General features: G+C 69.6%; 14 protein-coding genes. 11 read left to right on the top strand and 3 right to left on the bottom strand.

Annotated elements, in window-relative coordinates:
* Position 1: 1 nt before the first annotated feature.
* From murD to ABZX92_RS15015, 5 genes are read left to right on the top strand one after another with little or no spacing between them, the layout of a single operon-like run.
* A complete protein-coding gene (gene murD / locus ABZX92_RS14995; RefSeq protein ID WP_355558600.1) occupies positions 2-1,366 on the top strand; it encodes a UDP-N-acetylmuramoyl-L-alanine--D-glutamate ligase in 1,365 nt (454 codons plus the stop codon).
* Positions 1,363-2,829, top strand: a complete 1,467-nt coding sequence (ftsW, locus tag ABZX92_RS15000; protein ID WP_355558603.1) for a putative lipid II flippase FtsW — start codon at positions 1,363-1,365, stop codon at positions 2,827-2,829. The genes murD and ftsW overlap by 4 nt, the downstream gene beginning before the upstream one ends.
* Positions 2,830-2,859: 30 nt before the next feature.
* Complete coding sequence (gene murG, locus ABZX92_RS15005) at positions 2,860-3,963, top strand: undecaprenyldiphospho-muramoylpentapeptide beta-N-acetylglucosaminyltransferase (RefSeq protein ID WP_355558606.1); 1,104 nt, start codon at positions 2,860-2,862, stop codon at positions 3,961-3,963.
* Entirely contained in the window at positions 3,960-5,327 is a 1,368-nt protein-coding gene (gene murC, locus ABZX92_RS15010) for a UDP-N-acetylmuramate--L-alanine ligase (RefSeq protein WP_355558609.1), read from the top strand. Before murG ends, murC begins: the two co-directional genes overlap by 4 nt.
* On the top strand, positions 5,324-6,079 hold the full coding sequence (locus ABZX92_RS15015; protein WP_355558612.1) for an FtsQ-type POTRA domain-containing protein: 756 nt from the start codon (positions 5,324-5,326) through the stop codon (positions 6,077-6,079). Before murC ends, ABZX92_RS15015 begins: the two co-directional genes overlap by 4 nt.
* Here the strand turns inward: ABZX92_RS15015 and ABZX92_RS15020 are convergent.
* Positions 6,076-6,558: a hypothetical protein gene (locus ABZX92_RS15020; protein WP_355558615.1), complete on the bottom strand. Its 483-nt coding sequence runs from the start codon at positions 6,556-6,558 to the stop codon at positions 6,076-6,078. The genes ABZX92_RS15015 and ABZX92_RS15020 overlap by 4 nt on opposite strands.
* Positions 6,559-6,712: 154 nt before the next feature.
* Positions 6,713-6,835 (bottom strand): hypothetical protein, encoded by a 123-nt coding sequence (locus ABZX92_RS15025; protein WP_355558618.1) that lies wholly within the window; start codon positions 6,833-6,835, stop codon positions 6,713-6,715.
* 94 nt (positions 6,836-6,929) lie between these two features.
* Here ABZX92_RS15025 and crtI point away from each other — a divergent pair, with 94 nt between their 5' ends.
* Together crtI and ABZX92_RS15035 are read left to right on the top strand one after the other, a co-directional pair.
* Positions 6,930-8,345: a phytoene desaturase family protein gene (gene crtI, locus ABZX92_RS15030; RefSeq protein ID WP_355558621.1), complete on the top strand. Its 1,416-nt coding sequence runs from the start codon at positions 6,930-6,932 to the stop codon at positions 8,343-8,345.
* A 28-nt stretch (positions 8,346-8,373) separates the two neighbouring features.
* Positions 8,374-8,865: a DinB family protein gene (locus tag ABZX92_RS15035; RefSeq protein ID WP_355558624.1), complete on the top strand. Its 492-nt coding sequence runs from the start codon at positions 8,374-8,376 to the stop codon at positions 8,863-8,865.
* Here the strand turns inward: ABZX92_RS15035 and ABZX92_RS15040 are convergent.
* Positions 8,862-9,752: a hypothetical protein gene (locus tag ABZX92_RS15040; protein WP_355558627.1), complete on the bottom strand. Its 891-nt coding sequence runs from the start codon at positions 9,750-9,752 to the stop codon at positions 8,862-8,864. The genes ABZX92_RS15035 and ABZX92_RS15040 overlap by 4 nt on opposite strands.
* 324 nt (positions 9,753-10,076) lie before the next feature.
* Here ABZX92_RS15040 and ftsZ point away from each other — a divergent pair, with 324 nt between their 5' ends.
* The 4 genes from ftsZ to ABZX92_RS15060 all read left to right on the top strand — a co-directional run.
* A complete protein-coding gene (ftsZ, locus tag ABZX92_RS15045; protein WP_355558630.1) occupies positions 10,077-11,390 on the top strand; it encodes a cell division protein FtsZ in 1,314 nt (437 codons plus the stop codon).
* Between the two features lie 79 nt (positions 11,391-11,469).
* Complete coding sequence (gene pgeF, locus ABZX92_RS15050) at positions 11,470-12,174, top strand: peptidoglycan editing factor PgeF (RefSeq protein ID WP_355558633.1); 705 nt, start codon at positions 11,470-11,472, stop codon at positions 12,172-12,174.
* On the top strand, positions 12,171-12,872 hold the full coding sequence (locus tag ABZX92_RS15055; RefSeq protein WP_355558636.1) for a YggS family pyridoxal phosphate-dependent enzyme: 702 nt from the start codon (positions 12,171-12,173) through the stop codon (positions 12,870-12,872). The genes pgeF and ABZX92_RS15055 overlap by 4 nt, the downstream gene beginning before the upstream one ends.
* Before the next feature lie 42 nt (positions 12,873-12,914).
* Positions 12,915-12,998, top strand: an 84-nt coding sequence (locus ABZX92_RS15060) for a hypothetical protein (protein WP_355558642.1), incomplete at its 3' end; no start/stop codon positions are given.

Genomic DNA, 12,998 nt, shown 5'->3' on the forward strand with positions numbered 1-12,998 from the left:
CATGACGAAGCTGGCCGGTTCACGGGTACTGGTCGCCGGTGCCGGGGTGACCGGCCGGTCCGCCGCCGAGGCGTTGCTCGCCGCGGGGGCGGAGGTCGTGGTGACGGACTCGTCGCCGGAACGACTGATGGCGCTGGAGACGCTGCTGGACGGCGTCGAGCTCGTACCGGGCTTGACGGAACCGCCGGTCGGCACGTCCCTGGTGGTCACGAGCCCGGGCTGGCAGCCGTCCAGCCCGTTGCTCGCGGCCGCGACGTCGGCGGGCATCGAGGTGATCGGCGAGGTCGAGCTGGCCTGGCGGATGGCCTCGGAGCTGGCCGACCCGCCGGTGTGGCTGGCGGTGACGGGCACGAACGGCAAAACCACGACGGTCGGCATGCTGGAGTCGATCCTGCACGCGGCCGGTGCGGACGCGGTGGCCTGCGGAAACGTCGGTCTGCCGGTCGTCGACGCGCTGCTGGCCGGCCGCCGGGTGCTCGCGGTGGAGCTGTCGAGCTTCCAGCTGCACTGGGCGCCGTCGGTGCGGCCGCAGGCGGGCGCGCTGCTCAACCTCGCCGAGGACCACCTCGACTGGCACGGCGGTATGGACGCCTACGCGCAGGCCAAGGCCCAGATCCTCACCGGTGAGGTGGCGATCGGCTGGCTGGACGACGACCTGGTCGTCGACCTGCTGGAGGCCTCGCCCGCTCGCGACCGGATCGGATTCACCCTGGACGAGCCCGCGGACGGCCAGCTCGGCGTGCGGGACGGCTGGCTGGTCGACCGCGCGTTCGCCGACGACGAGCCGTTGATCGAGGTCTCGAAGATCCGCCCGGCCGGCCCTCCCGGCATCGCGGACGCGCTGGCCGCCACGGCTCTGGCGCGCGCGTACGGAGTGCCGTCGGAGGCTGTGCGCGAGGGCCTGGAGGCGTTCGAACCGGCTGCTCACCGCGCGGTGCTCGTGACGGTCGCCTCGGATGTCCGCTACGTCAACGACTCCAAAGCGACGAACCCGCACGCCGCGGTGGCGTCGCTGCGGGCGTACGAGAGCGTCGTCTGGATCGCCGGCGGGTTGCTGAAGGGCGCGTCGGTCGACGAGATGGTGCGCACCGAGGCCCGCCGGCTGCGCGGCGTGGTGCTGATCGGCCAGGATCGGCAGGTCATCGCGGACGCGCTCGCGCGACACGCGCCGGATGTCCCCGTTCGTGTGCTTGACACAGGGGACGATGACCCCATGACCGTCGCGGTACGGGCTGCTCAGGAACTCGCGAGGCCGGGAGACACCGTGCTGCTCGCGCCGGCGGCGGCCTCCATGGACATGTTCACCGACTACGCCCATCGCGGGCAGGCTTTCACGGCCGCGGTGCAGGAGCTCATCGGCCGATGAGCGTCGTCGCGGAGAAGACGAGTCCGAAGCGGAAGGTGCGGCCCGCGGGTCGCGTCTCGTCGTTGCGCGGTGGTCTGACGGCGTGGCTGAGCCGCCCGCTCGCGGACTTCCACCTGTTGCTCGCGATCTTCGGCATGCTCACCGTGCTCGGTCTGGTGATGGTGCTGTCGGCGTCGGCGCCGGGGCAGGTCGCCTCGGGTGTGTCGGCGTACAGCGTGTTCCAGAAGCAGCTGATCTACGTGTGCATCGGCGCGGTGCTGTTCTGGCTGGTGCTGCGGTTCCCGTTGCGGCGGCTGCGGCACATGTCGACGGCCGCGATGGGCGTCGGCGTGCTGCTGCTGGCGCTGGTGCTGACGCCGTTGGGCGATGTCCGCAGTGGCGCCCAGTCGTGGTTCACCGTCGGGCCGATCTCGTTCCAGCCGATCGAGGCCGTGAAGCTCGCGCTGGCGTTGTGGGGCGCGCACGTCCTGGTCACCAAGCGGGCGTTGCTGGGGCAGTACCGGCACCTGCTGGTGCCCGTCGTGCCGGTCGCGATGCTGGTGTTCGCGCTGGTCATGCTGCAGCCCGACCTCGGCGGCACGATCACGCTCGGCGTGGTGCTGATCAGCCTGCTGTGGTTCGTGGGCGCGCCGATGCGGCTGTTCGGCGTAATCGCCGGTGGTGCGGTGGCCGGTGCCGTCGTGCTCGCGATCGGGGCCGCGTACCGGCTGCAGCGCGTGACGTCGTTCCTCGACCCCAACGCCGACCCGCAGGGCGCGGGTCTGCAGGCGCGGCAGGCGATGTTCGCGCTGGCCGAGGGCGGGTTCTTCGGCAAGGGACTCGCGCAGGGCAGCTCGCAGTGGCGGTACCTGCCCAACGTCGAGTCGGACTTCATCTTCGCGGTCATCGGCGAGGAGCTCGGGTTCGTCGGGTGCGCGCTGGTGCTGGCGCTGTTCGGCGGCCTGGCGTGGGTCGGGCTGCGGGTCGCCTCGCGCAACACCGACCCGTGGATCCGGATCGTGTCCGCGACGCTGACGGTGTGGCTGGTCGCGCAGGCCGCGATCAACATCGGCTACGTCGTGCGGCTGCTGCCGGTCACCGGCATCACGCTGCCGATGATCTCCTCCGGCGGCACGTCCATCGTGATGACCATGATCGTGTTCGGCATTCTGGCGAACTGCGCGCGGCACGAGCCCGACGCGGTGGCTGCCTTGCGGTCTTTGGGTCCTGGCCGGGTCGGCGGGCTGCTCAAGCTGCCCGCGCCCGAGGCGTACCGGCCGCCGCCCAAGCGCAAACCGGTCCGCCCGTCCACGCCTCCGCGCGCACCTGGTCGCCGCACCGCGCAACTCCCGGTGGTCGACGAACGTCGTATGGCAGGAAGGTCCGCTCCGCCGTCGGAGTACCGTCGCCGCGAAACACGGCGGGTGAACCAGAGCCGTTCAGAGCTTGGCCGATCGACTCGCGGCCGCGGGCGATACAACTGATTCCTGAGTTCAAATAACCGGAGGCAAGTCTTGACCGGGCACCCTGCCCCCAGTGGTCCGTGCGTTGTCGTCGCAGGTGGTGGCACCGCGGGACACATCGAGCCGGCACTGGCGCTGGCCGACGCGGTCATGCGACTGCGACCGGACGCACGTGTCGTCGCGCTCGGCACCGAGCGCGGCCTGGAGACCAAGATCGTGCCGGCCCGCGGCTACCAGCTGGAGCTGATCCCGCCGGTGCCCATGCCGCGCAAGCCGACTTTGGACCTGCTGAAGCTGCCGCTGAACGTGCGCGGTGCGGTGAAGCAGACCCGTGAGGTGCTGGAGCGCGTCGGAGCGGACGTCGTCGTCGGCTTCGGCGGCTACGTGGCGCTGCCCGCGTACCTGGCCGCGCGTGGCCGGGTGCCGATCGTGGTGCACGAGGCGAACGCGAAGGCCGGCCTCGCGAACAAGGTCGGCGCGAAGTTCGCCGACCACGTCGCCGCGGCGGTCCCGGACTCGGGGCTGACCGACGCGCAGATCATCGGCATCCCGCTGCGCCAGTCGATCACGACGTTGAACCGCGCGGCGTTGCGTGACGAGGCCCGCCGGTTCTTCGGACTGGACCCGCACGCACCTGTGCTGCTCGTCTTCGGTGGCTCACAGGGCGCGCGTTCGATCAACGAGGCCGTCGCACCCGCCGCCGCCGCGTTCGCTCAGGCGGGCGTCGGCGTGCTGCACGCCTATGGCCCGAAGAACTCCGTTGCGGTGCAACAGGTTCCGGGCGCGCCCGCGTACGTGCCGGTGCCGTACCTGGAGCGGATGGACCTGGCGTACGCCGCCGCGGACGCCGTGCTGTGCCGCTCGGGCGCGATGACCGTCGCCGAGGTGTCGGCCGTCGGTCTGCCCGCGGTGTTCGTGCCGCTGCCGCACGGCAACGGTGAGCAGGCGCTGAACGCCGGTCCGGTCGTCTCGGCCGGTGGCGGCCTGATCGTGCCGGACGAGGAGCTGACCCCGGAGAAGGTCGTGTCGCTGGTGGTGCCGCTGATGGCCGACCGCGCGCGGCTTGCTGCGATGTCCCAGGCCACTTTGGGCACCGGTCGTCGGGAAGCCGACGAGATTCTCGCCCGCGCCGTGCTGGAGGTGATCAAGAAGTGAGCCTCGAACGCGTTCACCTCGTGGGCATCGGGGGTGCCGGGATGAGCGGCATCGCCCGGATCCTGCTCGCTCGTGGGGTGCAGGTGTCCGGTTCGGACGCCAAGGACTCGCGGACCGTGCTGGCGTTGCGCGCTCAGGGTGCGCGGATCGCTGTGGGCCACGATGCTTCGAACCTGGACCAGCTCGTCGGCGGGCCGACCGAGGTCGTGGTGTCGACCGCGATCAAGGAGTCGAACCCGGAGTACTCGGCGGCTCGCGAGCGCGGCATCACGGTGCTGCGTCGCGCTGAGGCTCTTGCCGCGCTGATGGACGACCACCGGGTCGTGTGCGTTGCCGGTACGCACGGCAAGACGTCGACCACCTCGATGTTGACCGTCGCGCTGCAGCACTGCCGGTTGGACCCGTCGTTCGCGATCGGTGGCGACCTCAACGAGTCCGGTGCCAACGCGCACCAGGGCACCGGTGGCGTGTTCGTGGCCGAGGCGGACGAGTCCGACGGCTCGTTCCTGTTCTTCTCGCCGTCGGTGGCCGTAGTGACGAACGTCGAGGCGGACCACCTCGACCACCACGGCACCGTGGAGGCGTACACGGCCGTGTTCGACTCCTTCTTGGAGCGGATCGTGCCGGGTGGCGTGCTGGTGTCCTGTGTGGACGATCCCGGGGCGGCTCGCCTGATCGCCGAGGCTCGTGCTCGTGGCATCCGTGTGCGCGAGTACGGCCGTGGTGCGGCCGACGCGCGCATCGTGGACTACAAGCCTTCTGAGTCCGGTGGTCTGGCGTCCGTGGAGATCGACGGGGTGGCCGTCGAGGTCCGTGTCGCCGTGCCGGGTGAGCACATGGCGTTGAACGCGGTGGCTGCTCTGCTTGCCGGGCTTGAACTCGGTGCCGATCAGGCCGGGATGCTCGAGGGTCTGGCCGCGTTTGGTGGCGTGCGCCGTCGGTTCGAGTTCAAGGGGCGCGCTGGTGGCGTGTCCGTCTACGACGACTACGCGCACCATCCGACCGAGGTCGACGCACAGCTGCGTGCGGCCCGTCCGGTCGCTGCGGCGGGCCGTGTTGTCGTGGTGTTCCAACCGCACCTGTACTCGCGCACCCGCACGTTCTCCACCGAGTTCGCCGCCGCGCTGTCGTTGGCGGACGAGGTTGTGGTGCTTGATGTCTACGGTGCCCGCGAGGAGCCGGAGCCGGGCGTGACCGGGGCCCTGATCGCCGACCAGGTGACGGCTTCCGTGCACTACGAGCCGTCGTTCGACCGCGTGCCCGCGCTGGTGGCCTCGCTGGTCCGCGAGGGCGACCTGGTGGTGACCATGGGCGCGGGCGACGTGACGATGCTCGGCCCCGAGATCGTCAGCGCACTGTCGTGAGTGCTCCGGTTCGCGGCAGGTCGTCGCGAGTACGCCCCGCTTCGAACCGGCGGCCGAAGAAGAGCGCCGAGTACCGGGCGCGGCGCAGGGTCATCCTGCGCCGCCGCCTGGTAGCGCTGCTGACATTGCTTTCTGTTGTGGGTCTGACGTACGGCGTGTTCTTCACGCCGTTGCTGGGCGTCCGCAACGTGGACGTCCACGGCGCCGTAGTGCTGACCGACGACGAGGTCCGCCGCGCCGCCGCCATCGAACCCGGCTCACCGTTGGTGCGCCTGGATCTCGCCGGCATCCGCGAGCGCGTGGCCGCTGTCCCGCGCATCGCCTCCATCGAGGTGGAACGCCAACTGCCCGGCACAGTCCGGCTTCTGATCACCGAACGCGTCCCGGTCGGCTCGGTGAAGCTGCCCGACGGCTTCCACCTGGTCGACTCCACCGGCAAGGACTACGCCGTCCTCCCCACGCCCGCACCGGGCGTCCCCGAACTGGTGCTCGCCACCCCGTCGTCCGCGGACCCGGCCACTCGCGCCGTGGTCGGGGTCGTGAACGAACTGCCGGAAAAGCTGCGCCCCGACGTGGTTTCCGTCGCGGCGACGTCCGGTGCCGACGTGAAGCTGACGCTGAGCGGCAACCGCACGGTGAAGTGGGGCAGCGCCGACGACACCCCGCGCAAGGCGTCCGTGCTGCTCGTGCTGCTCACGCGGGAGGGCACGACGTACGACGTCTCAGCCCCGGACCTGGCGACGGTCTCCTAGCCGAGCGTGAGCTGGAAGCCCTGGTACTTGGCTTCCTGTTCGGAATGCCAGATGACACCGCGGTTCGCGTTGCCGATCTTCGCGCCGTAAAGCCGCTCGCCTTCCGGGACACCGCTGACGGTGAACTTGAAGGAGCACAGCCCATCGGTGGCGGTTTCCAGCGTGCCGACGCCGAGGACCTCGTCGTCCTGGTTGACGATCTCGACCTGGCTGCCGTATCTGATGTCGCTGAACCCGCCGGAACCGCAGAGGCCGTTGACCTTCATCGTCCCGGTGATCGTGAACACGTTGGGAGACGAGGACGTCGACGGTGCCGCCGACGCGGCGTCAGCGGAGCGCAGCAGGTCGGGACCGGTGGCTCTGCCCAGCCCGAATCCAATCCCTCCCGCTGCCAACGCCACCACGGCGAAGCCGATCGCCAGCCATGGCGGCCGACGTCTTCGCGGCAGCTCTGGTGCTACTGGCGAAAGAGGTTCCACAGCAATCCTTTGGTTCGACCGCGCGCCGGCGACCCTGGTGCCGGCGCGCCGTGCGTCACGGCCGCGGTGTCGGCGGGCGTGACGGAGTCGGGAAACGGCGCGGACGCCGGTACGGGGACCGGGGAATCTGGGAGCACACGGAGATCGGCCCGGTTCAGCCGTTGACCCGCAGCGCTGTCGCCACCCGCACGAGCAGGTTGCCCAACCTGCTCGTCACGAGTTCCAACACGATCGCCTCGATGACGAGCGAACGCACGGACGCGGGTGCGGGTGCCAAGACGGGCCTCCTCGTAGTGAACGACTACCGTGCTCATCGGACTGCTCCGCGCGGCATTAGCCGTATTTGTTGTTGTCACCCGAAGGAAGTACCCATGGCAGGACACGTCGTGGTGGTGGGCGCCGGTCTTGCCGGGTTGTCGGCCGCGTTGCACTTGCAGGGCACCGGCCGGAAGGTGACCGTGCTCGAAAAGGCCGATGCGCCAGGCGGTCGCGCCGGGACTGTCCGGGTGGGCGGGTTCACGGCGGACAGCGGGCCCACGGTGCTGACGATGCCGGAGTACCTGGACGAGGCGTTCGGGGCGGTGGGGGAGCGGCGCGAGGACTGGCTGACGCTCGACCGGGTCGACCCGGCGTACCAGGCGCGGTTCGCGGACGGGTCGCGGATCGCCGTGCACACCGATGCGGAGGCGATGGAGGCCGAGGTCCGGAACGTCTGCGGCGCAACGGAAGCGGCCGGCTACCGGGAGCTGCGCAGGTGGCTGCGGAAGCTGTACGAGGTGCAGCGCGAGCACTTCATCGGGGCCAACTTCGACTCGCCGCTCGACCTGGTCCGGCCGGAGCTCGTGCAGCTGGCGCGCCTCGGCGGGTTCGGGCGGCTCGAACCGCAGCTGCGCCGGTTCCTGAAGGACGAACGGTTGATCCGGCTGTTCTCCTTCCAGGCGCTCTACGCGGGAGTGCCGCCGCAGCAGGCCCTCGCGGCGTACGCGGTCATCGCGTACATGGACACCATCGCGGGCGTGTACTACCCACGCGGCGGAATGCATGCGGTGCCGGAAGCACTCAGCAAGGCAGCAACCAAGCACGGCACGGAGTTCCGTTACGGCACAACGGTCACGCGTCTGGAGTGGAGCGGATCGCGAGCAACGGCGGTTCACACGGAAGACGAGCGCATCGCCGCAGACGCCGTGGTGCTGGCGTGCGAACTGCCGGACGCCTACCGGCTGTTGGGCAAGTACCCGCGGAGGCCGCTCAAGCACCGTTGGTCGCCATCGGCCGTGGTGCTGCACGCTGCGACGAACCGCACGTGGGATCTCGGCCACCACAACATCCTGTTCGGCGAGGCCTGGCGCGGCACGTTCGCCGAGATCGTCCACAAGGGACGGTTGATGTCGGACCCGTCGCTGCTCGTCACGCACGCGCAGAACGGCCTGCACTACGTCCTGGCGCCGTGCCCGAACCTGGAGACCGCCCCGATCGACTGGCCGCGCATCGCACCCCGGTACCGCGACGAGCTCGTGGCCACGCTGGAGAAGCGGGGCCTCAGCGGATTCGGCGCAGCCATCCAGGACGAACACCTGGTCACGCCCTACGACTGGGGCAACGCCGCGGGCACGCCGTTCGGGCTCGCGCACACGTTCTCCCAGACCGGCCCGTTCCGGCCGCGCAACATCGTCAAGGGCGCCGAGAACGTCGCGTTGGCGGGCGCGGGCACCACACCGGGCGTCGGCGTGCCCCCGGTGCTCATCTCCGGACGGCTCGCGGCCGAGCGGATAAATGCGATGCGGTGACGCCGAGCGCTCATGCACGCTGCGCCGCATGACACGTACCGCACCACCACTGGTCGCCGGCGAACGCGCGACCTCCACGGCCCTGCTGGACTACCTGCGCGCCACCATCGAACTGAAGGTCGACGGTCTGGCAGAAGACGACGCAACGCGCGCGGTGCTGCCGTCGAAGCTGACGACGGCCGCCGGTGTGGTGAAGCACGTGCGGTGGGTGGAGCACCACTGGTTCGAGGTGGTGCTGGCCGGCCGCGAGTCGCGCGCGCCGTACACGATGGAAGACCCCGACGCGGACTGGCGCGTCGAGGAAGGCGAAACACTCGATCAGCTGCTCGACGAGTACCGGCGGCAGTGCGAGCTCAGCCGGGAGATCCTGCCGGCGGACCTGGACCAGGTCGTGCCGTTCCGGGGCGACCGGACGGTCTCGGCCCGATGGGTGCTCGCGCACGTCGTCGAGGAGACCGCCCGGCACGCCGGTCAGCTGGACATCGTCCGGGAACTGCTGGACGGAACGGTCGGCGACTAGGCGGGCACCAGTTCCCAGAGCTGCGCGGTGTAGCTCAGGCGCGGGTACATGAACACCCCCGTCTCACCCGGCGTGAGGTACTGGGCGTAGGAGTGCTGCCGAATGCGGGCCGAGCCGGCCCTGGTCGGCTCGATCGACCACTTCTGCAGGACTTCGTCAGGCGAGCAGTCCGACGTCACCTCGGGCACGAAACTGCCTGCCGGGCCGACGGCGACGCACTTGCCGCTGACGACGCTGCGCAGCAACGTCGCGCCGTCACCGGCCTCGATCCGCTGGAACTTCTGCTCCGGCGTGTCCGCACACGCCACCGACACGAGCCGGGTGTCCTCCACACCGGCGCAGGGGTACTTGTCGCCCTCGACCGGAACCAGGCGGACGACCTGGCCCGCGGTGTCCGGTGTCGGCCGCGTCCCGGCCTCGCGCACCTGCCACCGCTGATCGTCGCGGTCGCCCAGGGGCTGGTACCACGCGTCGCGCTTGCCGCTCGGCCAGGCGAAACCGGTCAGGTACCGGTCGCCGTCGCCCAGCTTGACGCGCACCGCACCGGACGGTTCCGGCACCAGCGCGGCGAACTCGTCGACGCCCTGGTCGTCGCAGTAATAGGAGGCGAACCTCTCGCTCAGGCACTCCCTGCTCGCGAGGTTGCGCAGCAGCTGCCTGCCGCCCTCCACCGCAATGACCTCCCACTGCTGGCCGACCGCACCGCTGCAGGCGACGACGAGAGGACTGGCGTGCACCTCCTCCCCGGTCTGAAGGCACTCGCCGTACGCCACGTTCTTGATCTCGATGATCCGGTTTCCCTGTTCTTGCGCCGCACTCGCGGGTGCGGCGATCACTGCCCCCAGTGCTGTCGCCACGAGGGCGACGCACAGCTTTTTCATCCCCATGAGCCCAAGGTAGCGGGCACCGCCGACGGAAAAGCGCCTATAGCGACGGGCGAGACGATCTCCGATTCGAGGTCCGACTACGCTTGTGGTGCGTCGTCCTCAGGGCCGTGCGCACTACTTGACGGCACGACCGGGGAGTAGTAGCGCACAGTGTTGGGACCCTACGGCGTGGCTGCTGGACCGAGGCACCGCCGGTGCTTACCGTCCAGCAGGAACATATGGGGTTGACATAACTCTGAGCCTCGACGAGAGGTTGAGAGTTTCAATCCGGGTGCATCACCACCCAGCACCACAGCACGGACCACGATCAGGAAGGCGGATCCGATGACGCCCCCGCACAACTACCTCGCGGTGATCAAGGTCGTCGGCATCGGTGGTGGCGGCGTCAACGCCGTCAACCGCATGATCGAGGTCGGGCTCAAGGGCGTCGAGTTCATCGCGGTGAACACCGACGCACAGGCCTTGCTGATGTCTGATGCCGACGTCAAGCTCGACATCGGCCGCGAGTTGACGCGTGGCCTCGGCGCGGGCGCGAACCCCGAGGTCGGGCACAGGGCCGCCGAAGACCACCGCGAGGAGATCGAGGAGGTCCTCAAGGGGGCCGACATGGTCTTCGTGACGGCCGGCGAGGGCGGCGGCACGGGTACCGGCGGCGCGCCGGTGGTGGCCTCGATCGCCCGCAAGCTCGGCGCACTCACGATCGGTGTCGTCACGCGGCCGTTCTCCTTCGAGGGCAAGCGCCGCGCCAAGCAGGCGGAAGACGGCATCCAGGCGCTGCGCAACGAGTGCGACACGCTGATCGTCATCCCGAACGACAGGCTGCTCCAGCTGGGTGACATCGGTGTCAGCCTGATGGACGCGTTCCGCTCGGCCGACGAGGTGCTCCTCTCCGGTGTCCAGGGCATCACCGACCTGATCACGACCCCCGGTCTGATCAACCTGGACTTCGCCGACGTCAAGTCGGTCATGTCCGGCGCGGGCTCGGCGTTGATGGGCATCGGTTCCGCGCGAGGTGAGGGCCGCGCCGTCCAGGCCGCGCAGAAGGCGATCAACTCGCCGCTGCTGGAGGCCTCGATGGAGGGCGCGCACGGCGTGCTGCTCTCGATCGCGGGTGGCTCCGACCTGGGCCTGTTCGAGATCAACGAGTCCGCCTCGCTGGTCCAGGAGGCCGCGCACCCGGACGCGAACATCATCTTCGGTACGGTCATCGACGACTCCCTCGGCGACGAGGTGCGGGTCACGGTGATCGCCGCCGGCTTCGACAGCGGCGGGCCCACCCACAAGAAGCTGGAGCCGACGGCGTTGTCCTCGGCACCGCGGACGGCCACCGGGCCGATCGCCACGGCCTCGGCCGCGCCCACGCACGCACCTGTGCCGCAGCCGGTCGCCCAGACGCACACGCCTCCGCCGGTGGTGCAGGCGCCGCCGCCGGTTCCGCAGCCGGAGATCCGCCAGGCTCCTCCGGTGACGCCGCCGCCCACCACGGTGCCGCCGCAGCCCTCGCCGGTGCAGGGCAACGGGTACGTGCCGAGCGTGCCGCGCTCGCTGTCGCAGAACGGCTCGCTGCCGTCGCGTCCGGTGCCCGTCACCGAGGACCCGGACGACGAGGTGGACGTGCCGCCGTTCATGCGGCGATAACTGCTGGATGATCTTGTCGGACCCCCTGAGTGGCTTGAGTGCTCAGGGGGTCTTTTCCATGTCGAACTAGGGTGTGAGCGTGCGTATTCGTCGTGTTGTCACCACCCGCGCTGGTGGCGTGTCCAAGGCTCCGTACGACTCGTTCAACCTCGGCGACCACGTGGGGGACGACGAGAAGGCGGTCGAGGCGAACCGCGCCCGGCTCGCCGAGGGCATCGGCCTCACGCCCGATCGCCTGGTGTGGATGGAGCAGGTGCACGGCCGGACGGTCGGGGTGGTCGACGGCCCGCAGGCCGAGCCGCTGGAGGCGACCGACGGCGTCGTGACGAAACAGCCTGGTCTCGGGCTCGTCGTGCTGACGGCCGACTGCGTGCCGGTGCTGCTCGGTGATGAAGAGGCCGGCGTGATCGGCGCGGTCCACGCCGGGCGTGTCGGCGCGCGTGTCGGAGTCGTCGTCGAGACCCTCAAAGCGATGATGGCCCAGGGCGCCGAGCTCGAACGCATCGAGGTCCTGCTCGGTCCCGCCGTGTGCGGCGAGTGCTACGAGGTACCCGCCGACATGCAGAAGGACGTCGAGAAGCACCTGCCCGGCAGCGCTTCGAAGTCGCGCCGGGGCACGCCCTCGCTCGATCTGCGGGCCGGGCTCTGGAACCAGCTCGGCAGCGCCGGGGTCGGCAGGATCGGCGTCGACCCGCGGTGCACGTTCGAGGAGAAGGATCTCTTCAGCCACCGCCGGCAGGCCCCGACCGGACGGCTCGCGTCGGTCATTTGGATCGAGCCGTGACGGGCCGGAAAGAGGAGCTCGCCGCGAACCTCGCGGAGGTCGAGGAACGCATCGCGAACGCGTGCGAAGCGGCGGGCCGTGATCGTTCCGAAGTGATGTTGCTCGCGGTGACGAAAACCTGGCCGGCGAGCGATGTCGAGCTGCTGCACGAGCTCGGTTTGCGGAATTTCGCGGAGAACCGCGACCAGGAAGCGGGCGCGAAGGTCAGCCAGTTGAGACATCTCGAAGGCGCGAGATGGCACATGGTCGGCAGATTGCAGCGGAACAAGGCGAAGTCCGTCGTCGAGTGGGCGGATCAGGTCGATTCGGTCGACAGCGTGCGACTGGCGGAGGCACTGGCGAAGGCGGCGCACGCGAAAGGTGTTCATCTCGACGTGTTGCTGCAGGTCAGCATCGACGGCGACACGTCAAGAGGCGGATGTGCCGTGGAAGATGTCCCGGAACTGGCTGGCGCGATCACTCGTTCGGGTGATCTTATTCTCCGAGGTGCGATGACTGTCGCTCCCCTGACGATGAAGCCATCGCAGGCGTTTGAGGCGTTGGCGTCAGTGGTATCAGGCCTACGTGATGATCATCCCACTGCCACCTGGGTGTCAGCGGGGATGAGCGGAGACCTGGAAGATGCCATCTCGCACGGATCGACCTGTGTGCGTGTCGGAACGGCGTTGCTCGGCAGTCGGCGGCTAACGTTGCCGTAGGTTGTCGGGAACCTCGGGACCGTCCGCACCGTCTGCTGCACGTTGCGGGAGGACCTGCTCGACAGCGTCGGTGAGCTGGCGCGATCGAACCGCTTCGACACGATCCTCGTCGAGTCCACGGGCATC

Origin of the sequence: Lentzea sp. NPDC006480, assembly GCF_040611995.1 — a bacterium.
Classification (GTDB): domain Bacteria; phylum Actinomycetota; class Actinomycetes; order Mycobacteriales; family Pseudonocardiaceae; genus Lentzea.